The organism is Paraburkholderia sp. HD33-4 (assembly GCF_021390635.1).
Taxonomy (GTDB): domain Bacteria; phylum Pseudomonadota; class Gammaproteobacteria; order Burkholderiales; family Burkholderiaceae; genus Paraburkholderia.
In genome coordinates this window covers 2,723,411-2,750,032 of the sequence record NZ_JAJEJS010000002.1, presented here as the reverse complement: position 1 = coordinate 2,750,032, position 26,622 = coordinate 2,723,411, and the positions used below count along the sequence as shown (strand labels likewise).

23 protein-coding genes are annotated in these 26,622 nt (G+C 65.3%); 20 read left to right on the top strand and 3 right to left on the bottom strand.

Annotated features, from left to right (window positions below; all coding sequences use genetic code 11):
* Positions 1-4 precede the first annotated feature (4 nt).
* The 12 genes from L0U84_RS32385 to L0U84_RS32335 all read left to right on the top strand — a co-directional run bounded on the left by L0U84_RS32385 (position 5) and on the right by L0U84_RS32335 (position 15,308).
* The gene (locus L0U84_RS32385) at positions 5-3,223 is read left to right on the top strand and encodes an efflux RND transporter permease subunit (protein ID WP_233856129.1); all 3,219 of its coding nucleotides are present in this window, start codon (positions 5-7) and stop codon (positions 3,221-3,223) included.
* Position 3,224: 1 nt separating this feature from the next.
* The gene (locus L0U84_RS32380) at positions 3,225-4,739 is read left to right on the top strand and encodes an efflux transporter outer membrane subunit (protein WP_233856128.1); all 1,515 of its coding nucleotides are present in this window, start codon (positions 3,225-3,227) and stop codon (positions 4,737-4,739) included.
* Positions 4,736-6,016: a paraquat-inducible protein A gene (locus tag L0U84_RS32375; protein WP_233856127.1), complete on the top strand. Its 1,281-nt coding sequence runs from the start codon at positions 4,736-4,738 to the stop codon at positions 6,014-6,016. The genes L0U84_RS32380 and L0U84_RS32375 overlap by 4 nt, the downstream gene beginning before the upstream one ends.
* A complete protein-coding gene (locus L0U84_RS32370; protein WP_233856126.1) occupies positions 6,000-7,613 on the top strand; it encodes a PqiB family protein in 1,614 nt (537 codons plus the stop codon). Before L0U84_RS32375 ends, L0U84_RS32370 begins: the two co-directional genes overlap by 17 nt.
* A gap of 59 nt (positions 7,614-7,672) precedes the next feature.
* A complete protein-coding gene (locus L0U84_RS32365) occupies positions 7,673-8,239 on the top strand; it encodes a PqiC family protein (RefSeq protein ID WP_442794091.1) in 567 nt (188 codons plus the stop codon).
* A 274-nt stretch (positions 8,240-8,513) separates the two neighbouring features.
* Complete coding sequence (locus L0U84_RS32360; protein ID WP_233856124.1) at positions 8,514-10,850, top strand: DUF3141 domain-containing protein; 2,337 nt, start codon at positions 8,514-8,516, stop codon at positions 10,848-10,850.
* A 45-nt stretch (positions 10,851-10,895) separates the two neighbouring features.
* Positions 10,896-11,030: a pentapeptide repeat-containing protein gene (locus L0U84_RS44275; RefSeq protein WP_442794066.1), complete on the top strand. Its 135-nt coding sequence runs from the start codon at positions 10,896-10,898 to the stop codon at positions 11,028-11,030.
* Between the two features lie 14 nt (positions 11,031-11,044).
* Complete coding sequence (locus tag L0U84_RS32355) at positions 11,045-12,022, top strand: phosphate acetyltransferase (protein WP_326491213.1); 978 nt, start codon at positions 11,045-11,047, stop codon at positions 12,020-12,022.
* Between the two features lie 4 nt (positions 12,023-12,026).
* Positions 12,027-13,202 (top strand): acetate/propionate family kinase, encoded by a 1,176-nt coding sequence (locus tag L0U84_RS32350; protein ID WP_233856122.1) that lies wholly within the window; start codon positions 12,027-12,029, stop codon positions 13,200-13,202.
* Between the two features lie 12 nt (positions 13,203-13,214).
* The gene (gene fabI, locus L0U84_RS32345) at positions 13,215-13,997 is read left to right on the top strand and encodes an enoyl-ACP reductase FabI (protein ID WP_233856121.1); all 783 of its coding nucleotides are present in this window, start codon (positions 13,215-13,217) and stop codon (positions 13,995-13,997) included.
* Between the two features lie 11 nt (positions 13,998-14,008).
* Positions 14,009-14,266 carry an RNA-binding protein gene (locus tag L0U84_RS32340; RefSeq protein WP_233856120.1) on the top strand — a complete coding sequence of 86 codons (258 nt, stop codon included), beginning with the start codon at positions 14,009-14,011 and terminating at the stop codon, positions 14,264-14,266.
* 19 nt (positions 14,267-14,285) lie between these two features.
* Positions 14,286-15,308 carry a hypothetical protein gene (locus tag L0U84_RS32335; protein WP_233856119.1) on the top strand — a complete coding sequence of 341 codons (1,023 nt, stop codon included), beginning with the start codon at positions 14,286-14,288 and terminating at the stop codon, positions 15,306-15,308.
* A 15-nt stretch (positions 15,309-15,323) separates the two neighbouring features.
* Here the strand turns inward: L0U84_RS32335 and L0U84_RS32330 are convergent, their stop codons facing one another.
* Positions 15,324-15,911 (bottom strand): hypothetical protein, encoded by a 588-nt coding sequence (locus L0U84_RS32330; RefSeq protein WP_233856118.1) that lies wholly within the window; start codon positions 15,909-15,911, stop codon positions 15,324-15,326.
* An 18-nt stretch (positions 15,912-15,929) separates the two neighbouring features.
* Complete coding sequence (locus tag L0U84_RS32325; RefSeq protein WP_233856117.1) at positions 15,930-16,403, bottom strand: glycine zipper family protein; 474 nt, start codon at positions 16,401-16,403, stop codon at positions 15,930-15,932.
* 347 nt (positions 16,404-16,750) lie between these two features.
* On the opposite strand from L0U84_RS32325, the gene L0U84_RS32320 reads away from it, so the two are divergent.
* The 5 genes from L0U84_RS32320 (at position 16,751) to L0U84_RS32300 (ending at position 22,511) form a co-directional block, all read left to right on the top strand.
* Positions 16,751-18,247 carry a DUF3300 domain-containing protein gene (locus L0U84_RS32320; RefSeq protein ID WP_233856116.1) on the top strand — a complete coding sequence of 499 codons (1,497 nt, stop codon included), beginning with the start codon at positions 16,751-16,753 and terminating at the stop codon, positions 18,245-18,247.
* Positions 18,248-18,256: 9 nt separating this feature from the next.
* Positions 18,257-19,216, top strand: a complete 960-nt coding sequence (locus L0U84_RS32315) for a DUF2950 domain-containing protein (protein ID WP_233856115.1) — start codon at positions 18,257-18,259, stop codon at positions 19,214-19,216.
* An 82-nt stretch (positions 19,217-19,298) separates the two neighbouring features.
* Positions 19,299-21,050 (top strand): SulP family inorganic anion transporter, encoded by a 1,752-nt coding sequence (locus tag L0U84_RS32310; protein ID WP_233856114.1) that lies wholly within the window; start codon positions 19,299-19,301, stop codon positions 21,048-21,050.
* 16 nt (positions 21,051-21,066) lie between these two features.
* Complete coding sequence (locus tag L0U84_RS32305; protein WP_233856113.1) at positions 21,067-21,495, top strand: RT0821/Lpp0805 family surface protein; 429 nt, start codon at positions 21,067-21,069, stop codon at positions 21,493-21,495.
* A gap of 143 nt (positions 21,496-21,638) precedes the next feature.
* Positions 21,639-22,511 (top strand): glyoxalase/bleomycin resistance/dioxygenase family protein, encoded by an 873-nt coding sequence (locus L0U84_RS32300; protein ID WP_233856112.1) that lies wholly within the window; start codon positions 21,639-21,641, stop codon positions 22,509-22,511.
* A 34-nt stretch (positions 22,512-22,545) separates the two neighbouring features.
* On the opposite strand, the gene L0U84_RS32295 is transcribed toward L0U84_RS32300, so the two are convergent.
* Entirely contained in the window at positions 22,546-23,463 is a 918-nt protein-coding gene (locus L0U84_RS32295) for a LysR family transcriptional regulator (protein ID WP_233856111.1), read from the bottom strand.
* Positions 23,464-23,634: 171 nt separating this feature from the next.
* Here L0U84_RS32295 and L0U84_RS32290 point away from each other — a divergent pair, with 171 nt between their 5' ends.
* From L0U84_RS32290 to L0U84_RS32280, 3 genes are read left to right on the top strand one after another with little or no spacing between them, the layout of a single operon-like run.
* A complete protein-coding gene (locus L0U84_RS32290) occupies positions 23,635-24,993 on the top strand; it encodes an MFS transporter (RefSeq protein ID WP_233856110.1) in 1,359 nt (452 codons plus the stop codon).
* A gap of 37 nt (positions 24,994-25,030) precedes the next feature.
* The gene (locus L0U84_RS32285; RefSeq protein WP_233856109.1) at positions 25,031-25,771 is read left to right on the top strand and encodes an SDR family NAD(P)-dependent oxidoreductase; all 741 of its coding nucleotides are present in this window, start codon (positions 25,031-25,033) and stop codon (positions 25,769-25,771) included.
* Entirely contained in the window at positions 25,768-26,613 is an 846-nt protein-coding gene (locus L0U84_RS32280; protein WP_233856108.1) for a sugar phosphate isomerase/epimerase family protein, read from the top strand. The genes L0U84_RS32285 and L0U84_RS32280 overlap by 4 nt, the downstream gene beginning before the upstream one ends.
* The last annotated feature ends 9 nt before the right edge of the window (positions 26,614-26,622 follow it).

Sequence of the window (26,622 nt, the reverse complement as noted above, 5' to 3'; positions counted from 1 at the left end):
CTCGATGAACATCTCGCGTTATTGTATCGACCGGCCCATCTTCGCCACCGTCATCTCGATCGTGATCACGCTCGGCGGCGCGTTGACGCTGTTCTCACTGCCCATCGCGCAGTATCCGGACGTCACACCGCCGCAGATCACGGTCTCCGCGACCTACCCGGGCGCGAGCGCCGACGTCGTGTCGAACAACGTGGCAGCGCCGATCGAGCAGCAGGTCAACGGCGCGGACAACATGATCTACATGTATTCGTCCGGCTCGTCGACCGGCAACTACACGCTCAATGCGTTCTTCCAGATCGGCACCAATCCGGAACTGGCGCAGGTCGACGTGCAGAACCGCGTGAACCTCGCGCTGCCGCAATTGCCGCAGCAGGTTCAGTCGCAGGGCGTGCAGGTCCAGAAGAAGTCGAACGCATTCATGATGGTGATCGCGATCTACTCGCCGGACCAGCGATTCGATCCGACCTATATCGCGAACTATGCGAACGTCTACGTGCTCGACACGATCAAGCGGATTTCGGGCGCGAACCAGTCGTCGATCTTCGGTACTCCGGATTACGCGATGCGGATCTGGTTGAAGCCCGATCGCATGGCGCAGCTGAGCATCACCGCCGGCGACGTGCAGAACGCCGTGCGCGCGCAGAACGAGCAATTCGCGGTCGGCACCGTCGGCCAGTCGCCCACCGGCAACCCGGTCGAGCAGTCGTTCGCGGTGACGACCACCGGACGGCTCGCGACGCCCGCCGATTTCGACAACATCATCATCCGCGCAGCGAGCAACGGCGCGGCGATCGTCCGCCTGAAAGACATCGGCCGGGCCGAACTGGGTCAGAAGAGCTATTCGAACCGCACCACCTTCCAGGGGAAGCCCGCGACGGTCATCGCGGTCTACCAGCAGCCGGGCGCGAATGCGCTCGACGTCTCGAAGCAGGTACACGCGACGCTCGCGGAGCTCAAGAAGTCGTTTCCTGAAGGGCTCGACTATCAGATTGCGTTGGACACGACGGATTTCACACGTGCGTCGATCGCCGACGTGATCCATACGTTCTTCGAGGCGCTCGTGCTGGTGGTGATCGTCGTGTTCGTGTTCCTGCAGAGCCTGCGCGCGACGATCATTCCGGTGCTGGCGGTACCGGTGTCGATCGTCGGCACGGCGATGGGGATGGCGGCGCTCGGTTTTTCGATCAACATGCTGACCTTGTTCGGGATGGTGCTCGCGATCGGCATCGTCGTGGACGACGCGATCGTCGTGATCGAAAACGTCGAGCGCAACATGACCGTCTTCAAGCTCAGTCCGAAAGACGCGGCCAAGAAGGCGATGGACGAAGTGTCGGGCCCGGTCGTCGCGATCGTGCTCGTCATGTGCGCGGTGTTCGTGCCGGTTGCGTTCCTGAGCGGGATCACCGGGCAGTTATACAAGCAGTTCGCGATCACGATTGCGATCTCCGTGGTGCTCTCGGGCATCGTGGCGCTCACGCTGTCTCCGGCGCTTGCCGCGATTCTGCTCAAGCCCACGCACCATGAGAAAAAGGGCTTCTTCAAGTGGTTCGACCGTCAGTTCGAGCGGATGACGGCCGGCTACGGGCGCGCCGTCCAGTTCATCATCAGGCGTTACGTGTTGGGGCTCATCGTTTTCGGTGTCGTGATCGCGCTCGCGGTCATGATGGGTAAATCGATCCCCGGCGCCTTTCTGCCGCCCGAGGACCAGGGCTATCTGCTTGGCGCGATCATCATGCCCGACGCGGCGAGTCTCGACCGTACCTCTGACGTGGGCGACAAGGTCACCGACTATTTCATGAAGCAGGACGCGGTCAGCAGCATTACGATCGTGAACGGCTTCAGCCTGCTCGACAGTCAGAACAAGAATAACGCGGGTACGTTCTTCGTCGGCCTGAAAGGTTTCGACGAACGGTACAAGTTCTCGAACATCCGGGAGCAAAACGCGCGAGCAGTACTGATCAAGGCTTACGAGACGTTCTCGAAGATTCAGGAGGGCCTTGTCGTACCGGTGAATCCGCCGGCCATTCCGGGCCTGGGTACGACGGGCGGCACCGAGATGTGGATCGAAAGCCACGGCGACGGCTCTATCCAGCAGCTCGCGGGAGTCGTGCAGGACTTCATGACGAAGGCGAAGGCGCGCCCCGAACTTACCGGCGTGACCACGACGTTCAACGCGAGCTCGCAGCAGTTGCTCGTGAACGTCGACCGCGACCAGGCGGAGACGCTCGGCGTGCCGGTCGAAGAGGTGTACAGCGCGATGCAGACGATGTTCGGCTCGCTTTACGTGTCGCAGTTCAACAAGGACGCGCGGCTCTGGCAGGTGATCGTTCAGGCCGATCCGCGCTACCGGCTCACGCCCACCGACCTCGACCAGATCTACGTGCGCAGCCGCTCGAACAACATGGTGCCGATCAAGGCGGTGATGACTTACAAGTACGTCACGGGGGCCGACCTGATCACGCGCTTCAACAACTTCCCGGCGGTGAAGATTACGGCGAACGCGGCGCCGGGCTACAGCTCGGGCCAGGTGATCTCGACCTTGCAGGAGCTCGCCGCGCAGATGCCACCGGGCTACGCCGTCGGGTGGAGCGGCGAGGCGTTCGAAGAGATCAAGTCGGGCTCGACCGGCGGCCTCGTGTTCGGGTTCGGGATCATCATGGTGTTCCTGATTCTCGCCGCGCAATACGAGAAGTGGTCGCTGCCGTTCGGCGTGCTGATGGCGGTGCCATTCGCCCTGTTCGGCGCGCTGTTCGCGATTCTGCTGCGCGGCCTGAACAACGACGTGTACTTCCAGATCGGGCTGACCATGCTGGTCGCGCTCGCCGCAAAGAACGCGATTCTGATCTTCGAGTTCGCGGTGCTGAACCGGGAACAAGGCAAGACGCCGTACGACGCGGCGCTGGTCGCCGCGGAAGAGCGCCTGCGGCCGATCGTGATGACCTCGCTCGCGTTCATCCTCGGCTGCGTGCCGCTCGCCATCGCGGTAGGCGCCTCGCAGAACAGCCGCCATTCGATCGGCACAGGCGTGATCGGCGGGATGCTGGGTGCGACCGCGATCGCCGTGTTCTTCATTCCGATGTTCTACTGGGGGATCGAGTCGCTCGGCTCGCGCAAGGGTGGCGGCAAGCAAACCCCCGCGCCGGGCGGCGGAACGCCGCCGCCCGCTTCTGGCGGCTCCGGCTCGCCGACCACCACGCCGTCCGCGCGGCATGAGGACGACTGACATGCGAGCCGCTGCCATCGCGCGCGTGGCCGCGCCAGTCCTGCTCACCGGGTTGCTGAACGGCTGTCTGCTCGGCCCCAACTACGAGCGGCCCAAAGTGGACGTGCCGGCAACGTACCGCTTCGCGTACCCGGATGTCGCCGACGTCGCCAACACCACGTGGTGGCAGCAGTTCGACGACCCGGTGCTGAACGACCTGGTGAAGACCGCGCTCGAGAACAACCTCAACGTGAAGCAGGCGGCCGCGCGTGTCGACGAGTTCATGGGTCAGTTCGTGAGCACGCGTTCGGCACTGTTCCCGCAGGCGAGTGCCGGTTTCAGCGCGGCGCGTGAGCGCGCGTCGCAGAACGGCCCGACGCCGATACCGGCCGGCGTCTCGCCGGTCTTCAACGAGTTCCAGCCGAATCTGTCGGCCTTCTGGACCATCGACCTGTTCGGCCAGGTGCGGCGTGAAACCGAGGCGGCACGTGCAAACACGAATGCGGCCGAACAGAGCCGCCGCGCGACGATCCTGACGCTCGTCGCATCGGTCGCATCGTCCTATATCACGCTGCGCAGCCTCGACGCGCAGCTCCAGATCGCCCAGGACACGACGGTGAGCCGCGCCGATTCCGTGCATGTGTTCACGCTGCGCCAGCAGTTCGGACAGACTTCGGATATGGAGCTTGCCCAGAGCCAGTCCGACTATGCGGCGACCAAGGCGACCATCCCGCAATTCGAGCAGCAGATCGCGCAGCAGGAAGACGCGATCGCGGTGCTGCTCGGCAGCAATCCGGAGCCGATCCTGCGCGGCCGCGCTTTGGTGGATCTCTCCACGCCAGCCGTGCCTGAGGGCATGCCGTCGGACCTGCTTGAACGCCGGCCTGACCTGCTGCAGGCTGAGCAGAATCTGGTCGCGCAAAATGCGCTGATCGGCGCGGCGCGCGCGTTGTATTTCCCGCAAATCTCACTCTCGGGGATGTTCGGCTCGGTGAGCACGCAGTTCTCCAGTCTCTTCACTGGACCGGCGCGGGTCTGGGCGTTCGCCGGCTCGGCAACGATGCCGCTCTTTACGGGCGGCAACATCTACGGTCAGAACAAGCAGGCCGACGCGCGTCAGCAGGAGGCGCTATTCGCCTACGAAAATGCGATAAGGCTTGCGTTCCAGCAGGTCGACGACGCGCTGATCTCGGTGCAAAAGTCACGCGAGCAGTTAGAGATCCAGAACGATCAGGTCGCCTACCTGCGCAAGTATCTGAGGCTCGCGCGGCTGCGCTACGAGGGCGGCTATACGAGCTACCTGGAAGTGCTGGATGCCGAGCGCAACCTGTTCAACGCGGAACTGCAGCAAACCCAGACCCGGGCCGCGACGCTGACGAACCTCGTCAACCTGTACATGGCGATGGGCGGCGGCTGGGTGACCGAGGCGGAAAAAATGACGGTGCCTGCACCCGCGTCGCAACCGGCGGCGATGGCGCCGGTCTCGCAAAACGCGCCCGCGCCGGGTGGACCGCCGGGTGAAGTGGAGGCGAGATGACGCGCAACGAGCTGATCGCGTGCGAAGAGTGCGACCTGCTTCAGCTCGGCGCGCCGCCCGCGCCCGGCAATGCGTTGCGCTGCCAGCGCTGCCGCGCGGAGCTCAGACGCGGACGCTCGAACGGGCCCGAGTATGCGCTTGCCTTCACGTGCGCATCCGCCGTGCTGATCGTGATCTCGAACCTGTTTCCAATCGTCGGTCTGTCGCTGAACGGCCACGTCGTGAATACGACGCTCGCGGGCGCGGTGCGCATGCTGTACGAATTCGGCACGTGGCCGCTCGCGATTCTGGTCGGCCTCACGACGATCGTCACGCCGGTGCTGCAGACCCTGGCGATGCTCTGGCTGCTGGTGCCGCTGCATTTCGGTCGCGTGCCGTGGCGCCCGGCCGAGGGCTTTCGCCTGTTTCAGCTCGCGCGGCCGTGGGGCATGACCGAGGTGCTGATCCTCGGTCTGCTGGTCGCGCTCGTCAAACTCGCGCATATCGCGAAGGTGGTGCCCGGTACCGCGCTGTGGTCGTTCATCGCGCTGATGCTGCTGCTCGCGGCCGCGGCGGCGACCTTCGATCCGCGCGAGGTGTGGACGCGCATCACGGAGCGAGGCGGCGCCCGGGCATTTCAATTGCCGACCCTGCGCCTGCGCCGCAATGCCATCACGGCCGCGGCCTACGGGCTCGTGCTGTGCGAAGAATGCGGCCTGCTGCTCAAGCAGCCCGGCGGCGCCGGCAAGCATGTCTGCCCTCGCTGCAAGGCACGGTTGCATCAGCGCAAGCCCGCCAGCCTGTCGCGGACCTGGGCGTATCTGGTCGCAGCGATGGTGCTCTACATCCCGGCAAACGTGTTGCCCGTGATGGACACGAGCTCGCTGTTCGGCTCGCAGAAGGACACGATCCTGAGCGGCGTGGTCTATCTGTGGGTGTCCGGTTCGTGGCCGCTGGCGCTGCTGGTGTTCATCGCGAGCATCGCCGTGCCGATGCTGAAGATTCTCGGCCTCGGGTATCTCGTGGCGTCGACGCAGTTTCGTTCGCAATGGCTGCCGGGTCAGCGCACGCGGATCTATCGCGTGATCGAGCTGGTCGGGCGCTGGTCGATGCTCGATATCTATGTGATCACGATGCTGGTCGCGCTGGTGCAGTTTCAGGCACTGGCGACGATCAAGGCGGGGCCGGCGTCGATCGCATTCGGTGCGGTCGTCGTGCTGACCTTGCTCGCCGCGATGTCGTTCGATCCGCGCCTGATGTGGGACGCAATGGAGACGGAACGTGTCCACTCCGACTGAAGAGCCCGAACTGCCCGCCGCCGAGCCGGTGCCGCGCTCGCGCTGGAGGATGCAACTGGTCTGGCTCGTGCCGATCGTCGCGGTACTGATCGGCGGCTGGCTCGCGGTGAAGGCGGTGATGGAGCGCGGGGAGCAGATCACAATCACTTTCAAGACGGGCGACGGTCTCGAAGCGGGCAAGACGAAGCTCAAGTTCAAGGACGTCGATATCGGCGTGGTCGAAGCAGTGTCGCTGTCGCGGGACCACAAGCGCGTGGTGGCCAAGGCCGAGGTGACGCGCGACGTCGCGGACCTGCTCGTCGACAACACGCGTTTCTGGGTCGTGCGTCCGCGCATTTCGGGCGGCACGGTGTCGGGTCTCGGCACGCTGCTGTCGGGCTCGTATATCGACGTCGACGTCGGCAATTCGCCGACAGCGCGCCGCAGTTTCGTCGGCCTCGAGGAGCCGCCCGTGATCGCGAGCGACGTGCCGGGGCACGAGTACACGTTGCGCGGAGTCGGACTCGGCTCGCTCGACGTGGGCACGCCCGTCTTCTTCCGCAGAATTCAGGTGGGTCAGGTCGCGTCGTATCAGTTGGACCCGGACGGCCGCGGCGTCACCGTGAAGGTGTTCGTCAATGCGCCTTACGACAAGTTCGTCAAAACCGACACGCGCTTCTGGCACGCCAGCGGTGTCGACATGTCGTTCGACAGCGGCGGCTTGCGCCTCGAAACGCAGTCGATCGTGTCGATCATCATCGGCGGGATTGCGTTCGAATCGCCGCCCGACTCGCAAGTAGAGACGAACGCCGATAACGGCGCCTCATTCGAGCTTTACACGACGCGCGCCGAGGCAATGAAGAAGCAGGATCGCATCGTCATCAAATACGTGGTGAATTTCACGGATTCGGTACGCGGTCTGACGGTTGGCGCGCCGGTCGATTTCCGCGGCCTCGAAATCGGCGAAGTGACGGCCATCTACACGCGCTTTGATCGGGAAACGCGCCGCTTCAGCATTCCGGTCGAGATCAATCTCTATCCGGAGCGCTTCACGTCGCGCTATCAGAGCGACGGTGCTGGCGGACACCTCACCGACGACCCGCGCGGTCTCGCGAACTACCTGGTCGAGCATGGCTTCCGCTTCCAGTTGAGAAGCGGCAATATTCTGACCGGCCAGCAGTATCTCGCACTCGACTATTTCCCCGACGCGCCGAAGGCGTCGATCGACTGGAGCAAGACACCGCCCGAAATACCCGCGGTCCCGCGCGCGCTGCAATCGCTGCAGGACTCGGTCACGCGGCTGATGGCCAAGCTCAACAACGTACCGCTCGACGATATCGGCAAGGACGTGCGCTCGACACTGCGCACGACCAACGCGATGCTCAACCAGCTCAACACGCAGGTCGTGCCGAAAGCGCACGACACGCTGCAGTCCGCGCAAACCACGCTCGATTCCGCGAACGCCGCGCTGCAGCCGGATTCGTCGCTGCAGCAATCGACGGAAGACGCGATGCGTGAATTGACCCGCACCGCGGCCTCGCTGCGCACGCTGGCCGACTATCTGGAACAGCATCCGGAATCGCTGGTGCGCGGCAAGTCGGAGAACAAGAAACCATGACAGATGCGACGGTCCCGCGCCCGATAGGCCGCCCCACAGTCCGCTGCACGGCCTGCCTGATGATCGCGCTCGCGGGCGCAATGCTCGGCGGCTGCAAGTCGCCACCGACGAACTTCTACACGCTGAGCCCTGATCAGTCGCTGAGCGCCACGGGCGCGAGCCGGCCGATCGCGGCGGTAATCGGTCCGGTCACGATCCCCGGGGTGGTGGATCGGCCGCAGATCGTCACGCGGATCGGTGACAACGAGGTCGCCGTCAACGAATTCGACCGCTGGGCGCAGCCGCTCGGTGGCGACATCGGCCGCGTGATCGCGGCCGACCTCGGCGTGCTGCTGAACTCGCCGGAGATTTCGGTGTTCGATGCGGTGCGCGATCCGGCCGTGATGTGGCGCGTGCGGATCGACGTGATGCGCTTCGAGTCGGTGCCGGGGCGCGACGTCACCGTCGACGTGCTGTGGGCCGTGCGGCCGCCACCCGGCAAGGGCCAGGTCGTCACCGGCCGCTCGGTCGCGCGCGAGACCGTGTCCGGGCCCGGCTTCGAACCGCTGATCGCCGCGCACGATCGCGCGCTCGCCTCGGTCAGTCGCGACATCGCCGCCGCGGTGCAGGCGAACCCGCCTCAGTGACGCGCTCAGTGACGCGCTCAGTGAGGCGCTCAGTGAGGCGCTCAGTGAGGCGCTCAGTGAGGCGCTCAGTGAGGCGCTCAGTGAGGCGCTCAGTGAGGCGTCGTATTGCGCCATGTCAACGCGCACCACGCCCTAACCCGTGCGCTGCACCGGGTCGCGCGCATAATAAGACCATGGTCCGATTGCCGCGGGCCGGCGTCAACTCCACGATTCATTCGATGCACGGCGCGCGCCTTCGCAGCGATCGTGACGCGCACCTTTCAGGAGTCTCCCGATGGACGCTGAAACGTTGTTGTCACAAAGCCAGGACATTGCCTCGAAAATCACCCACGTGCTGCAAAAGCGCACGCAAATCGCCCAGCGACATCTGAACGAACGGGTCGCCGAAACGTTCAAGCTCGATCACGATGGCGCCCCGACCACGAGCGCGATGCCGGCGCCTTTCGATCCGTTCAGCGCGTGGCAATACACGGTGGATGCTGCGCAGCGCTCGCTGCTGTTCTGGGACACGCTGTACCGGCGCGGCAACGAGTTCGTCCAGCGCAGCGCCAGCGGTCCCACGCCGGTGCTGCATTTCGACTACGACACGGTGCTGGACGGCCGCACGTTCGAGAGGCCAGTCAACTATGCGCTGCTGCAACTTCGTCCGCTCGAAGGGGTGGGCGTCGACGTGCGCAAGCGCCCGTATCTGATCATCGATCCGCGCGCGGGGCACGGCCCCGGCATCGGCGGCTTCAAGGACGATTCGCAGGCGGGCATCGCGCTGCGCGCGGGTTATCCCGTCTACTTCGTGGCGTTCTTTCGCGACCCCGAGCCCGGTCAGACGCTGCTCGACGTGTGCAATGCCGAGCAGATATTCGTGCGCAAGGTGCGCGCGCTGCATCCCGACAGTCCGAAGCCCGCGATCATCGGCAATTGCCAGGGCGGCTGGGCGGCGATGATGCTCGCCAGTTCCGACCCCGACGAAACCGGCCCGATCGTCATCAACGGTGCGCCGATGTCGTACTGGAGCGCGGCCTGGAGCGAAGGCGAGGGCGACAACCCGATGCGCTACGCGGGCGGCATGCTGGGCGGCTCGTGGCTCGCGTCGTACGCGGCGGATCTCGGCAACGGCAAGTTCGACGGCGCGTATCTGGTGGAGAACTTCGAGAACCTGAACCCCGCCAACACGTTCTGGGACAAGTACTACCACCTGTTCTCGAACGTCGACACCGAGCCGCCGCGCTTTCTGGAATTCGAGCGCTGGTGGGGCAGCTACTACCTGATGAATCGCGAGGAGATCGAATGGATCACGCGCAACCTGTTCGTCGGCAACAAGCTGTGGTCGGGCGGCGTGACGAACAGCAGCGGTCAGGCTTTCGATCTGCGTCAGATCCGCTCGCCGATCGTCCTGTTCGCGTCGATGGGCGACAACATCACGCCGCCTCAACAGGCGTTCAACTGGGTGGCGGACCTGTACGGCAGCACCGAGGAGATCAAGTCGCGCGGCCAGGTGATCGTCGGTCTGACGCATGAAAACATCGGACATCTAGGCATTTTCGTGTCCGGGAAAGTCGCGAAGAAGGAGCACAGGCAGATCGTCTCCGTGCTCGAGACCATCGAAACGTTTCCGCCTGGACTCTACGGCATGACCATCAACGAGGCGAGGAACGCGGCCGGAGAGATCGAATACGAAGTGGAGTTTCATGAGCGGCGGCTCGAAGAGATTTCCGCGCACTTCAACCGCTTCGCCCGCATCGACGAAAAGCCGTTTGAAGCGGTCGCGGCGTTGTCCAACGTGAATCAGCGCATGTATGAACTGCTCGCGCAGCCGTTCGTGCAGGCGATGTCGAACGAAACGAGCGCCCGCCTGCTGCGGCAGTTTCACCCGCTGCGCTGGCAGCGCTGGGCCGTGTCCGGGATGAACCCGTGGCTTGGCTGGTTGCCGGCGGCCGCGCAGTCGGTTCGCGAGAATCGCCAGCGGGCCGGCGCGGATAACCCGTGGAGCAAGCTCGAACACAATGGCTCGCAAATGATCAGCGCGTCGCTCGACTATTACCGCGCGATGCGCGACGCGGCGACCGAGGCCAGTTTCTTCAGCGTGTACGCGAATCTGTATGCGACCTATCTGAGCAAGCCCGCCGCCGACGGCGCGCCCGCGCAAGCCGGCGCGATCGATCCGCGCGAGCTGCCGTTCGTGCGCACGGCGTTACAGGCGATCGGCGACGGCGGCTACACGGAGGCGCTGGCTCGCGCGGCTTTTCTGTTGTCGCAAAGAGGTACTTCGTTGCCGCTCGCGCGCTACGAGCTGCGCAAGGAGATCGCCGAAAGCTACGCGGAGTATCTGCCCGACATCAGCACCGATCACTGGCGGCGCATCCGGGGCGAACAGGAAATCATCGTCAGCTTCGAACCGGACGAGGCGATTGCCACGCTGCCGAAGCTGCTTTCCCACAGCGAGGACCGCGAGCGCTTTCTGCAACTGCTCGACAAGCTGATGGTCGACGAGCGCGTGTTGAACTCGGCGCCCGACGCCGCGCAGAAGGAGGCGTTCGCACGCATTCGCGAGGTGCTGGGTGCGCGCACTGGCCGCAAGCGCAACGCGCGTTTGCCTGACCCCACTCGCACGTGAGCGACCGGCGCGAGGCGCGGCCGGGCGCAAGCGTGACGCAACCGGTTGCACGGCGCCCGTATGCACGGCGCCCGTATGCACGGCGCCCGTATGCACGGCGCCCGTATGCACGGCGCCCGCATGCACGGCGCCCGTATGCACGGCGCCCGCATGCACGGCGTCGATAAGCACCGTAAGTAAGCACGGCGCGCCACGTGTCACGAACCCAACGCGTCGTACACACGAGGAATATGCCCATGGAAAAGCACGCGAAGTATCAGCGTCTGATCGAATACTGTCAGACGCTGCCGGCGATGCCGACAGCGGTCGCGCACCCGTGCGACCAGAGTTCGCTCAAGGGCGCGGTCGAAGCAGCCGGGATGGGACTGATCGCGCCGGTGCTGGTCGGGCCGCGCGAGCGCATCGAAGCGATTGCCGCGGAACACGGCATCGATATCTCGGACTTCACGATCGTCGATGCACCGCATAGCCATGCCGCCGCCGCGGCAGCCGTGCAACTGGTGCGCGAAGGCAAGGCGGAAGCGGTGATGAAAGGCAGCTTGCACACGGACGAGCTGATGGCCGAGGTGATTCGCCGTGACACCGGCCTGCGCACCGAGCGGCGCATCAGCCATTGCTTCGTGATGGACGTGCCCGCGTACGAGAACGCGCTGATCATCACCGACGCCGCGATCAACATCGCGCCGACGCTCGAAGAGAAGGTCGACATTCTGCAGAACGCGATCAATCTCGGGCACGCGCTGAAATTCGACGAAGTCCGCGTGGCGATCCTGTCCGCGACCGAGAGCGTCAATCCGAAGATTCCATCGACGGTGGAAGCGGCGGCGCTATGCAAGATGGTGGATCGCGGGCAGATCACCGGCGCGCTCGTCGACGGTCCGCTTGCACTCGACAACGCGATCAGCATCGAAGCCATGCGCATCAAACAGATCGAGTCGCGGGTCGCCGGCCGCGCCAACGTATTGATGGTGCCGGACCTCGAAGCGGGCAACATGCTCGCGAAAAGCCTGTCGTTTCTGGCCGGCGCGGACGCGGCGGGCATCGTGCTCGGCGCGCGCGTGCCGATCATTCTCACGAGCCGCGCGGATTCGCTGTCGTCGCGTCTCGCGTCGTGCGCGGTCGCCGCGCTGGTGGCAAAGGCGCGGCGTGAGGCCGGCAAGGTGAGCGGGTGACGTCATGGCGGATGTGATCCTCGTATTGAACGCAGGTTCGTCGAGCCTCAAGTTCAGAGCCTTCGACGCGCAACACGCGCAACTCGAGCTCGTTCTGCGCGGCCAGATCGAAGCGCTTTACACGAATCCGCGTTTTCGGGCGACAGATCGCGACGGCAATGTCAGCTCGCACGAATGGGGCGACGGCCATCGCCTCGGCCATCAGGGCGCAATCGAATATCTGGGCGGTTTTTTGCGTGACCACGGCAGCGGCAATCAACTGAAGGCGGTCGGGCATCGCGTCGTGCACGGCGGGCAGCGCTTTACCGGCCCCGTGCTTGTTAACTCCGAGGTGCTCGATCAGCTGGACAGCCTGAGCCCGCTCGCGCCGCTGCATCAGCCGCATAACCTGGCCCCGATCCGGATCCTCGCGCAGCTGCGTCCCGATCTGCCGCAGGTCGCGTGCTTCGACACCACCTTTCATCGTACGCAGACCGAGACCGCGCAGGCCTATGCGCTGCCCGCGTCGATTACCGACCACGGCGTGCGGCGCTACGGTTTTCACGGGCTCTCGTACGAGTACATCGCGAGCGTGCTGCCGGAGATCGCGCCGGCCGCGGCGGCGGGACGCACCGTGGTCGCGCATCTGGGCAACGGCGCGAGCATGTGCGCGATGGTCGCGGGCAAGAGCGTGGCCAGCACGATGGGCTTCACGGCGGTGGAAGGTCTGCCGATGGGCACGCGTTGCGGCAGCCTCGACCCCGGCGTGATTCTCTATCTGCTCGACGAGTTGAAGATGGACACGCAGTCGATCGCGGACCTCGTCTACAAGGGCTCGGGGCTGCTCGGCATGTCGGGCATCTCGGGCGACATGCGCGTGCTGCTCGACAGCGACGACCCGCGCGCCCGCTTTGCCATCGACGTCTACACCTACCGCATCGGGCGCGAACTCGGCAGTCTCGCCGCGGCGATGCAAGGGATCGACGCGCTGGTGCTGACGGCCGGCATCGGCGAGCACGCCGTCGAGATCCGCGAGCGCATCGTGCGCGACGCGGCCTGGCTCGGGGCCGAACTCGACGAGGCGGCCAATCGGGCGGATGGCCCGCTGATCACCCGCGCTTCGAGCAAGCTGCCGGTCTGGGTCGTGCCCACCGACGAGGAACTGATGATCGCCCGCCATACGCGCGCTGTCGCGCCATAGAGGAGTTTCACCATGACGATCGAGCCACCGCGTTTGATTCTGGAAGGAGCGAAGGCCCTCGTGACCGGCGTCGCCAACGAGCATTCGATTGCCTACGGATGCGCGAAGGCGTTTCACGAACTCGGCGCGAGCGTCGCGCTCACCTATGCGAACGACAACGCGATGCCTTACGTGGAACCGCTCGCCAAAGCGCTCGACGCCGAGATCTTCATGCCGCTCGACGTAACGGGCGAGGACGAGATGGAGGCCGTGTTCGATCGGATCGAGAAGACGTGGGGGCGCCTCGATATTCTCGTTCACGCCGTTGCATGGGCGCCGAAAGCGGATCTGCAGGGCGGCTTGCTGCGATCGTCGCGCGAAGGTTTCCTGAGCGCGATGGACATCTCCTGCCATTCATTCGTGCGGATGGCGCGCCTTGCCGCGCCGCTGATGAAAGACGGCGGCACCATGCTGACGATGAGCTACTACGGCGCGAACAAGGTCGTGCCGAACTACAACCTGATGGGTCCCGTCAAGGCGGCGCTCGAAGCCTGCGCGCGCTATCTGGCGTTCGAGCTGGGACCGCAGGGCATTCGCGTGCACGCGATTTCGCCCGGGCCGCTGAAAACCCGCGCCGCTTCGGGCCTGAAGGATTTCGAGCTGTTGCTCAACGAGGCCGTGCAGCGCGCGCCGCTCGGCGAACTCGTCGACATCATGGACGTCGGCTATACCTGTGCGTTTCTGGCCACGCCGTATGCACGGCGGGTGTCCGGTTCCACCTTGTATATCGACGGCGGATTGAACATCGTGGGATAGGAGTAAGCATCATGGCTGAACTATTTCTTGGAAACGTCGAGGAAAGCGTCTCCGACGAAGAGATCGGCGAGTTCCTGATTCGCTACGGGTTTCCGCGCTACAGCTCGATCCAGCGCGTGCATGGCACGGGCTCGCGGCCCGGCGCGGTGGTCGCTTTCGACGACGTCAGCCCGGACGGATTGCGCGTACTGCAAAACCGCGTCCATAACCTGTTCTGGAAGAACCACACGATCGTCGCGCAGTTGCTGCCGGAGCGCGACGAAACGTGACGGGCGACAGGAGCCGGAGATGGGTCTGCTGTCGCGCTGGCTGACCAGGCGCACCGCTGCCGAAGAGAGCGACGATCAGCAGACGAAGGAAATCGTCGAGCGCATCGCCGGACTCTGTCCGTCGTTGCGGCTCGCGCGCGACTATGAGTCGCGCCTGCGGCCCGCCGTGCAACACACGACCGCCTATCTGGACCGGCTCGCCGATGAAGTGCCGCCCGCGCGCGAAGCGAGCGCGGCCGTATGGGCGACCGACCCGTATATTCATGCCTTCTTCGCCACCGCTGATGACGTGTGCGGGCCCTTTAACCGCTCGCAGGCGCTGAACGCTTTCTTCGGTGACCATGCGCTGGCCGATGAAGTGTTCGCGGTGCTCGGTATGGCCATCGACGAGCGGCATGTGTTCGGCGTCGGGCAACAGGGCGAGACGACGCATACCGACCTCGCGCAGACGACCATCAACTTCAGCGATCACCAGGTGCGCGTATGCGGCGAATCGGAAGCCGCGTTGCGGCGCGAAATCGCGTTGCGGATCGTCGATCAGCTGGTGCTCGAAGGCCTCGGCAAGATCGAGGCCGACACCTCGCGGCAGGACGAGCTGCAACGCGAAAAGGCGCTGCTGAAAACGCGCCTGACGATTCTCGAACGGCAAGGGGCGGGGGTGCGCTCGCTGCTCGGTAGCGACGCATCGTCGAATTACGCGGAAGTGGCGAAGCTGCAGGCGCAGATCGAAGAGAACGATCAGGCTCTGGCGAAGCTGGGTTTGAGGACCGAGGCGCTGGAGCGCCATCTCGACGTGATGTGCGGGGTCCTGCAGGCGCCGGAGGCGCATTTCTACGTGCGCAGAAACACGTACCGGCTCGACCGGATGAACGTCGTCGTGGAACCGGGAGAGACGCGGCCCGCGCACGAAATCGAGTTTCGCCTTGCGCATCTGCCGGCGAGTCCCAATGCGATGCTGCGGGTCTTCTCGACGGTGCGGTTTCGACGCGCGGACTTTAGGCCTGCGCTCAGCGACCTCGCGCAAGCGCATCGCCTGATCTGACGCGAGCCATGCCCGCTACTTGGCGGCGACCGGCTCCACGGAGATGGCCACGGCCTCGGTATAGACCGCTTGTATCTGGTCGCCTTTTTTGATCCGCTTCAGCTGTTCGGGGTCCTGCACGACCAGATCCACCGTATTGCCTTGCGGGCCTTTCAGCGTGACCACGCCGCTCTGGTGATTGACCGCGATGACGTTAGCCATGATCGTGACCTGGCGCGAGGCCGAGCCGCCGGGTTTCGCACCCTCCGGCGCGCGTTCGAGCGTCTGCGTTTCGTTGGCGGTCAGCGGAGCGTTGGTTTTTTTCAGCATCATGGTCAGAGCCTGCGAATACTCGACATTGACCACGTCGCCGACCTTGAGTTGATCGAAGTTGCGCGCCTCCTCGCCGACCACGAGCTCAACGACCTTGCCCTTCGAATCCTTGAGCATGACGGTGCGCGTTGCGGGCTCGATGCTGACGATCGTCGCGGTCTTTTTGACGGTGCTCGATGCGGTGACTTTGCCGGGCTCACTCTTGACCGTGACCGGTGCGTCCGTCTGGGCGAATCCCGTATTCGCGAGACACACGAGCGCCGCCGCGATGATCAGTTTGCGGTTAGTCATGCTGCTCTCCTTGTGCGATCAATTGACCGTGTAGCCGCGGCCTGACATGCAGGCGGCGAAAGCGCGATTGAACGTGTCCATCGCGCCCTGGGTTTGCGCCTGCGAATTTGCCGCGGCCGCGCGCCGGTTCTGCCGCGCGCGCGATCCGCCGACCATCGTGCCGGTCGCGGCGCCGATCGCCGCGCCCTTGCCCGCGTCGCCCGCGATCGCGCCGATGACCGCGCCGCCGGCCGCGCCGCGCGCGGCGCCCTGCACGCGCTCGCCGCCTCCCACCGCGGGTCCGGAAGGCGGGGGCGGGGCATTGGCGACCTGGGTCGGATCGATGCCGGTATTGTTCTTCGCCCACGCATAGCAGGCGCCTTCGTCCTGCTGCTGTTGCTGCGGGCTTTGCCCTTTGGCCGGATAGGCGATCGGCCGCGATTGCGCCATGCCTTCCAGCGATAGCGACATGGTCAACGCGGCGATAACGGCATATTTCGTCGACTTATTCACGACAGCTCCTTGCGTGACTACACGCGGGTGAGAGTCGCCGGCTGCCTGTTCGCTCAGGCGGAATGGCGCAACCGGCACCCGTGAATGGAAATTCTGGTGGGACCGGTTGCCGCGCGGTGATCGCGCAGCAATGGCAGGTTCGCTTTCATCATGGTGTCGCGGACCTGTCGCGCGCAATGGGACCAAGGTCGTATTTGCAATCTCGTCCGCGATTTCCAAAATTGTATTCATGCACCAGGTGTAGCTCGTTTCCATTGCTTCGGATCACTGTCTGTCAAAGATAGGGCTCTCGAGCGCTGCGTCGCCACGCAGCCCGGGGTCGCTGACGAAGCGCAAGGGGACCATCGATGGACCGCGAATCGCGTGCTCGGGCACGCATCATCCCGTTTGCAACGGCGGTCGACAGGCGCAAGCACACGCTCACGTTCTGCGACCAACCGAGGCGCGCGCGACGCGTCAGCCATGTGCTGGGCGCCGCCCTTCTGGCGTGCTGCGGCGCGTTTTCCACTGCGGTAACGCTGGCGCAGGCGCCGGCCGCGAACGCCCCGGCGAACGCCGCTGCGAGCGGCGCCCCGATCCCTGCAGCGACGCTCGACCAGCTCGTCGGACCGATCGCGCTGTATCCGGACGACCTGATCGCGATCATCCTTCCTTCCGCAACCTATCCCGTGGAGATCGTGCAGGCCGACCGTTTTCTCGATCAGTACAAGAACGACAAGTCGCTGAAGCTCAACGACTCCTGGCACGACCCGGTGAAGGCGCTGCTGAATTACCCCGTGATCGTCAAGAAGATGAGTACCGATCTCGACTGGACGATCGCTCTCGGCGAAGCCGTTGTGACCGATCAGGGCGCGGTGCTCGAAGCGATTCAGCGCTTCAGGCGGCAAACCCAGTCGGCGGGACATCTGAAATCCGATGACAAGCAGGTCGTGGTCGTCGAGAAAGAAGTGATCAAGATCCAGCCGGCCGACCCGCAGGTGATCTATGTCCCGCAGTACAACCCGCAGACCGTCGTCGTGGCCAGTGCGCCCGTGACCTATGCCTACGCGCCCGCGCCGTATCCGGCCTACTACTATCCGTACGCGCCCGGCGCCGCGCTCGCGACGGGGCTGATCTGGGGCGCGGCGATTACCGCTGCCTGGAGCGGCGGGCACTATGTCGCGCATTACGGGGGCGGCGGCAACAACAATATCAACATCAACCGCGAAAGAAACGTCGAGCGCGGCGATAGAACCGTTAACCGGGGCGATAGAAACGTCGAGCGCGGCAACATCAACACCGGCGACATCAACCGCGGCGGCGGCCGCGGGCAGGGCGGAGGCACGTCCGCGTGGACCCCGGACAAGAAGCCGGGCCAGGTCAGCGGCGTCGCGGACCGCTCGGCGCGCACGCAACGGGTCGGCGATCCGCCGTCGCGAGGCGGCGGTGCGGGTGCCGGCGGTGGCGCAGGCGCTGGCGGCGGCAACTTCGGAGGTCGAGGCGGGGGCGGCGCGGGCGGTGGCGGCGCAAACTTCGCCGGTGGTGGCGCGGGAGGCGGTGGCGGCGCCAACTTCGGCGGTGGCGGCGGTGGCGCGCAAGGGCGGCCGCAGCCGTCCCAGCGTCCGACGGCGTCGGCAGGCACCCGCGACGTCAACCAGCGCGCGGCGCCTTCGCGCGGCGGCGATGCGTTCAGCGGCTACGGCTCGGCGCGCACCACGCAAGCCAACAGCGCGCGCGGTGCGGCGAGCCGCCAATCGGCGGGTAGCAGTGGGTTCTCCGGCGGCGGCGGGCGTGGCGGCGGTGGTGGTGGTGGATTCTCGCCGCGGGCCGGCGGCGGTGGCGGCCGCGGCGGCGGACGGCGATAAGGAGCAGCCATGAGCGGGCAGAGCATCCCCGGAAAGCGCGCACGCGACGATTCGCGGCGACGTGTGGCCACAGCGCGCCGGCTTTGCGCGTTGGTGTTCGCGCTGTCGGTTCCGTTGGCCGCGCTCGCCGATGCGCAGCGCACCTTCGCCACCCCGGAAGACGCGGTCGCCGCGCTGTCCAGCGCACTGAAGACCGACGACGAAGCGTCGCTCGTCGCCATCTTCGGCGAAAAACACAAGAGCCTCGTGGTATCGCCGGACCAGGCGGAGAACGAGGCGAACTGGGCCAAGGCGAGCAGCGAGCTCGAGGCCTATCACGTGCTCGACGACAGGGGACCGAACCGGCGGATTCTGCTGGTCGGCGACGAGGCGTGGCCAATGCCGATACCGATCGTGAAAGAGGGCGGCAGCTGGCGATTCGCCACCGAAGAGGGCGAAGAAGAACTGATCAATCGACGGATCGGCTCCAACGAACTCGAAGCGATCAAGGTGCTGAGTGCTTACATCGACGCGCAGCGCGAATACGCGTCGCGCGACCGCAACCACGACGGCCTGCACGAGTACGCGCAGAAGCTGGCCAGCACGCCGGGCAAGCAGGACGGCCTCTATTGGCACACCGACGAAGACAGCGGCGAAGAAGAAAGTCCGTTCGGCCCGCTCGTCGCCGCCAGCTCCGAATATCTGAAAGGCCACGCGGTGGGTGATCCCTACCGGGGCTACCAGTTCCACATTCTGACGCGGCAGGGCAAGAGCGCGCCGGGCGGCGCGTTCAGCTACGTGATCAACGGCCACATGATCGCGGGCTTCGCGATGGTCGCTTACCCGGCGCAGTACGGCAAGAGCGGCGTGATGACGTTCGTGGTCAGCAACAACGGCGTGATCTATCAGAAGGACCGTGGCCCGCATGCGCCGCTTGTGACCGAGTTCGATCCGGATCGCACGTGGCAGCGCGTCAAGGATTCGCCCTAAGCCGCTCCGGGTTGGCTGAGGCCATCGCCGCACGGCACGCCCGCGCTTCCGTCAGGTCCGCTTTCGTACTCGAGGCGCTACGTTGAACAATCCACCCAGCGTCACCGGCCTCGAGTCGTCCGCGGCGCCCGCGCGCGGGTGGCGCGCCGCGTTTCCTCCCGCGCAGTGGCTGCGAAGCTATCAGCCCCGATGGCTCGCGAAGGACGCGGTCGCCGGCGTGACGCTGGCGGCCTATGGCATTCCGGTATCGCTCGCGTATGCGTCGCTCGCCGGCTTGCCGCCGCAATACGGCATCTACGGCTATCTGGTCGGCGGGCTCTGTTACGCGTTGTTCGGCTCGTCGCGCCAGCTCGCGATCGGCCCGACCTCGGCGATCTCGATGCTGGTCGGCGTCACGGTCGCGACGATGGCCGGCGGCGACCCGGCGCGCTGGGCTTCGATCGCGGCGCTCACGTCCGTGCTGATCGCCTGCATGTGTGTGATCGGCTGGCTGCTGCGCCTGAGTTCGCTCGTCAGCTTCATCAGCGAGACGATCCTGCTCGGCTTCAAGGCGGGCGCCGCGCTGACGATCGCGATGACGCAGTTGCCGAAGCTGTTCGGCGTGAAAGGCGGCGGCGAATTTTTCTTCGAACGGATCGCCGTGCTGTGGGGGCAGCTTCCGCTCACCAACGTCAGCGTGCTCGCTTTCGGCCTCGTTTGCATCGCGTTGCTGCTGCTCGGCGAAAAGTTTCTGCCGGGGCGTCCGGTGGCGCTCGGCGTCGTCGCTGCGTCGATCGTCGTGTTGTCCGTCACGCCGCTGGCGAGCCGCGGCTTCACGCTGGTGGGCGCGCTGCCTCAGGGCTTGCCTGAATTGCGTCTGCCGGGGCTGCGGCTGCGCGATGTCGACGGCATCGTTCCGCTCGCGTTCGCGTGCCTGTTGCTGGCCTATGTCGAGAGCGTGTCGGCCGCGCGCGCGCTCGCGCAGGCGCATGGCTACGAGATCGACGCCCGCCAGGAATTGCTGGGCCTCGGCGCGGCCAATCTGGCTGCCGGATTGTTCCAGGCCTTTCCGGTCGCGGGCGGGCTGTCGCAATCGTCGGTGAACGACAAGGCCGGCGCGAAAAGCGCGCTTGCGCTGGTATTCGCGTCGCTCGCGATCGGCTTCTGCCTGCTGTTCCTCACCGGACTACTGGCGAATCTGCCCAACGTCGTGCTGGCGGCGATCGTGCTCGTGGCCGTGAAGGGCCTCGTCGATGTCGGCGAATTGCGTCATGTGTGGCGCGTGAGCCGCTTCGAATTCGCGATTTCGATGGTGGCGTTCGCGGCGGTGCTGTTGTTGGGCATCCTGAAGGGCGTCATCGTCGCCGTGCTGGTGTCGATGCTGCTGATCATCCGCCGCGCCGCGCATCCGCATGTCGCGATGCTCGGGCGAATTCCCGGCACGCGCAATTTCTCCGATCTCGAACGTCATGCCGAGAACGAGACGATTGCGCATGTGCTGGCGGTACGTGTCGAGGCATCGCTGCTCTACTTCAACGTCGAGCACGTGCGCGAGACGATCTGGCGCATGATCCACGCGGCACCCGAGCCGGTCCAACTGGTGATCTGCGATCTGTCCGCGTCGCCGCTCGTCGATCTGGCGGGGGCGCGCATGCTCGAAGCGATGCACGGCGCGCTCGAGGCCGCGGGCACCGCGATGAAGGTCGTCGGCGCGCACGCGGACGTGCGTGACATGCTGCGCGCCGAGGGGCTCGAAACGCGTGTCGGCCACATCGGCCGGCGCGGCTCGGTGGCCGACGTCGTCGACGCATTCCAGCAAAACCGCGATCTCACGGACGACGCGGACCGCGGATGATATCGAGGAGAAACTCATGCCACGTCAACCTCGTCCCGACGCGTGCGCGCTCACACCCGACGCCGCGCATACGCTCGCGATCACGCAGTGGTTTGCAGCGGTGGCGCTGCTCGCCAGCCCCGTTTTATGCCATGCAACGAACCTGAACTTTGTGAAAGACACGCCCGTCAAGTACATGCACGACGCCGACCGTCAAGCGCTCAACGACGCGGCGCAAAAGGCGCTCGATACAAAAGGGGATGGCGAATCGTACGAGTGGAGCAACGCGGGTACCGGCAATTCTGTTTCGATCAGAGGCACGGTGACGCCGCAGGATACGACGAAGGACGGCGATCGCACCTGCCGGACCGCGACGCTGACCGCGGTCGCCAAAGGACGGACCCAAACCTGGACGCCGATCGTCTGCAAAACCGGCGATGGGCCGTGGGAGGTTCTCGAGACGTGAGCACGTGCGCGACGCTTGATACGCCTCTCGACATCGAGACGCCGCGACACCGCGACACCGCCCAAGTTGCACGAGTACGTACCATTTGCCCTGTTGATGCATAATTTGCCGAGCGTTTCGCGGCTCATGCACAAGGCAAACACATGGAACATTCATACGCTAACGACGACACCGGCAATCTGATCCTGCTCGAACACGTCAACCTGAAAATCCCCAACCAGATTCTCGCGACCGCTTTCTACGTCACCGGCCTTGGGCTCACGCGCGATCCGTTCGTGATGACCGGTGTCGAGAATATGTGGATCAACATCGGCCGCTCGCAGATTCACTTGCCGCATGGTGCGGCGCAACGTCTACGCGGCAGTGTCGGTCTCGTGGTGGGCCAGCGCGAAGCGCTCGTCAAGCGTCTGCGCTCGGTCGAGCCGTTGCTCGCCGGCACCGCGTTCGGCTGGACGGAGCGCGAAGGCAGTGTCGAAGTGACGTGTCCTTGGGGCAACCGCTACGAGTGTCTCGATCCGCCCGGTCGATCCGCGTCGGCTCCGTGGTCGGAAATCGATCTGGGCATCGCGTTCGTGAAAATGGATGTGCCGGTCGGCAGCGCGTTGCCTATCGCGCGCTTTTACCGCGACATGTTCGACGCGACCGTCGACATCGAAGAGAAGCATGGACTGCACCGCGCGATCATCGACATCGGCACGCATCAGCAACTGCTCTACGCGGAAACGACCGAGCCCATTCCTGAATACGACGGACACCACATCGCCATTTACACCGCCGCTTTTTCGGGGCCGTTCGCGCGGCTCTCGGAAAAAGGCCTCGTATATGGCGAGGAGCCGCACCAGTACCGGTTTGCGGACCTGGTCGATCTGTCGTCCGGAGAGCGTTGCTTCAGGCTCGAACACGAAGTGCGCAGCCTGCATCATCCGCTGTACGCGCGAGCGCTGGTGAACCGGAATCCGGAACAGACCAACCGGAACTATCTGCAGGGTGCCGATTCGCGCGGCGGCCGGTTCTGATCGGCTCGATGAGCGGCCGCAACCCGAAGCGAGCTCACGCGATGTCGCCCGGCACACTGCCGATCTGCCGTTCCAACTGTTCGGCGCGCCGGTAGACGGCCCGCATCAGCAGCATCGCGTTGCGCGTCGGCGGCGAGAACTTCGAGTAGACGAAAGTCGACGTCATCTCGAGGTTCTCCGCCAGCGGACGCATGACGCAATCTTCCCCGGCCGCTGCGAATTCATCGACGATCGCGAGTCCGAGTCCACCGCGTACTAGCGCAAGCGCCTGATCGGCGCGCGTCACGTCGACGACCGAAGTCAGTTCGACGTCGGCTTGCTGGCAGGCGCGCACGACCATCGTGCCGAACGGAATGTCGCGCCTGAAAAGAATCATCGGCTCGGCGGTCAGATCGGCGAGCGCAATGCTCGTGCGTTCGGCGAGCGGGTGATCGGGCGGCAGGACGCAGACCATCCGTCCGCGCATGAACGGCACCACTTCGAGATGCTCGTGCTCGATCGGCATCGAGGTGATCGCGACGTCCACCGTTTTGCTCAGAACTTCCAACGGCATTTCGGCCATCAGCGTCGTATGCCAGTCGACCCGCAGCCCCGGCAGCTTGCGCTTCAGCTCGACGATGGCCGGCGCGACGATCGCCGTCGCGAGCGACGGACTGCACGCGACGCGCAAAAGGCTCGCCGGGCCGAGCGCGAGCGCGCGTGCGAATTCATCGACCCGCAACGCCGATTGATAGACCTGCTCGACCTCGCGAAACAGCGCCTGCGCTTCGGCCGTCGGAATCAGGCGGCCTTTGGCGCGCTCGAACAGCCGCAAACCCAAGGTGGTTTCCGTGTGCGACACGAGCTTGCTGACGGCCGGCTGCGACACGTACAGCATTCTGGCGGCCGCGTTGATCGAGCCCGTCAGCATCACCGCGCGAAAAACTTCCATTTGCCGCAGCTTGAAACGCATCCTTGCCTCCGACTCCTGATCGCACCGAGTGATTAACCAAAAGTTATAGGATAGCTCAACCTCGGCATACGACAGCGGGACGGTTACTCCCTAGTATTTCCATCGAAGACCGCACGCCGGCCGCCAAGCCCGAAGGCCGGCGGCGCGGACGAAATCAACGATGGAGACGCGATGAACTCAACCCAGACCCCGCGGACCTTTTCCGCGCAAGCCGGCGCGCCCGCCAACGCCGCCGCGCCCGCCGCCGCACGCACACGGGCGCGCTTCGGCATCCTCGCGCTGCTCGCGATCGGCACGATGATCAACTATCTCGATCGCAGCGTGGCGGGCATTGCCGCGCCGGGCATGAGCCACGATCTGGGCCTGACGCCGGCACTGATGGGCGTGATCTTTTCCGCTTTTTCTTGGACCTACACCGCTTCGCAGATTCCGGGCGGCGTGCTGCTCGATCGCGTCGGCACCCGCTGGACTTATTTCTTCGCGTTGACGCTGTGGTCGATGTTCACGGGGCTGCAAGGACTCGCGACCGGCTTCGTGTCGCTACTGATCATGCGGCTTCTGATCGGCGCGGCCGAAGCGCCGTGTTTTCCGACCAACAGCCGCGTCGTCGCGGTGTGGTTCCCGCAAAGCGAGCGGGCTCGGGCGACCGGCATCTACACGTTCGCCGAGTACGTGGGCCTCGCTTTCCTGAGCCCGCTGCTGTTCTGGCTCGAACAGCGCTACGGTTGGCGCGCGCTGTTCGGCATGGTCGGCGCGGTGGGCGTCGCGTTCGGCGCGGTCTGGCTGCTGCGCTTTCGCGAGCCGCATGAATCGAAAGCGGCGAACCCCGCTGAGCTCGATTACATCGCGAGCGGCGGCGGGGTGGTCGATGGCAAGCGGGATTCGACGCGCTTTCGTTGGGCCGATATCGGCGCGCTGCTGCGTCGCCGCAGCATGCTCGGCATCTGCATCGGCCAGTTCGCCTGCAATTCGACCAATGTGTTTTTCCTTACGTGGTTTCCCACCTATCTCGTCACCGAGCGGCACATGCCGTGGCTGAAGGTCGGCATGGTCGCGGTGCTGCCGTTCATTGCCGCCTCGGTCGGCACGCTGAGCGGCGGCTGGATTTCCGATGCGATGCTCCGCCGCGGCATCTCGCTGAACTGGTCGCGCAAGCTGCCGGTGATCAGCGGCCTGCTCGCCGCCTCGAGCATCGCGCTCGCGAACTACGTCGATTCGACCGCGGCCGTGATCGCGATCCTGTGTGTCGCGTACTTCGCGCAGGGCATGTCGGCACTGGCGTGGATGATCGTGTCCGATATCGCGCCGAAGGGTCTGCTTGGGCTTAGCGGCGGCATCTTCAATCTGTTCGCGAACGCGGCCGGCATCGTCACGCCGCTCGTGATCGGGTTGATCGTCGGCGCGACCGGTTCATTCGTCTATGCGCTCGCGTTCATTTCGGCGGTCACGCTGGTCGGTGCGCTGTCCTATGTGTTCGTGGTCGGCGACATCAAGCGGATCGTGCTGACCAACGCCGAATCGTCCCTCTGAACTTCTCTGTCTGAAACCTCACAAGGAAATGTTTGCCATGAGTCACTCTTTCGACGGCCAGGTCGCGATCGTCACCGGCGCGGCGCGCGGCATCGGGCTCGCCATCGCCCGTCAACTGAAGGCGGACGGCGCCCGCGTCGCGCTGTGGGACCTCGATGTCGGCGGCTGCGATGCGAAGCGTCTGGGCTTCGAGCCGGATCATCTGCAGTCGGTCGATGTTTCGTCATACGAGGCGGTCGAGCGCGCATTCGGAGCGACCGTCGCGGCGCTCGGGCAGGTCGATATTCTCGTCAACAACGCGGGCATCAACGGGCCGGTGGTGCCGAGCTGGGAGTATCCGGTGGAGGCTTGGCAGCGTGTGCTCGAAGTCGATCTGAACAGCGTGTTCTACAGCTGCCGCGTCGCGGTTCCGCACATGCGCGCGCGTGGCGGCGGCCGGATTCTGAATGTCGCGTCGATTGCGGGCAAGGAAGGCGTGCAGTTCATTTCCGCGTACTCGGCGGCGAAAGCAGGCGTCATTGCTTTCACCAAATCGGCCGCGAAGGAACTCGCGCGCGACAACGTGCTGATCAACTGCGTGGCGCCCGCGATGGTGGAGACGGAGTTGTTCCGCGAAATGTCGTCCGAGCATATCGAGGCGAGCAAGGCGAAGATTCCGCTCGGCCGCTTCCTGCAGGTCGAGGAAGTCGGCAGGATGGCGAGCTGGATCGTCAGTCCCGCATGCAGCTTCACGACGGGCTTCACGTTCGACCTGACGGGCGGGAGGGCCACGTATTGAAACCCGCTCAACAGATGCCGCGCCCGCTTGCCGTCGCGCACCTGACTGCGCTCGACATCGCGCCGGTGCAGTGGGTGCGGCTCGCCGCGCGCGCAGGCTTCAACGGCGTCGGCTTGCGCATGCATCCGGCCACGCCCGGCGGTGTAGCCTATCCGTTGATGGCGGGCAGCGCGGCGCACCGCGAACTGCGCGATGCGATGGCGGGCGAGGGCATTGCCGTGTGCGACGTCGAGTTCATCCCGGTCGTGCCGACGCTCGATGCCGCATCGTTCGTGCCGTTGTTCGAGGCAGCGGCCGCGCTCGGCGCGCGCTGCGTGAGCGTGTCCGGCGACGACCCCGACGCAGTGCGTCTGGCCACCAACCTCGCCGCGCTCGCCGAGCTGGCGGAACCGTTCGGATTGCGCATCGATCTGGAATTCATGCGCTGGCGTCATGTGGGCACGCTCGCGCAGGCGCGAGCCGCGCTCGAACGCGCCGCGCATCCTAATCTCGCGCTGCTGGTCGATGCGCTGCATCTGTCGCGCGCGGGCGGCACGCCGAAAGAGGTAGCCGCGCTGCCGTCCGAATCGATCGGCTTCGTTCAGCTGTGCGACGCGCTAGCCACGCTGCCCACGGACGACGATGAAGCGATCCTCGAAGCGCGCACCGCGCGGCTCGCGCCCGGCGACGGCGTATTGCCGCTCGAAGCACTGCTGCGCGCCGTGGCGCCCGAGGTCGTGCTCAGCGTCGAAATGCCGATGCCGTCGCTGCCTGCACAGGCGCGGCTCGAGCTGGCTTATCAGGGCGCGCGGCGCGTCGTCGATCGTGCGGCTGTCGCGGGCAGTGCAGCGCCCGTCTATTAAGTGGAAAAA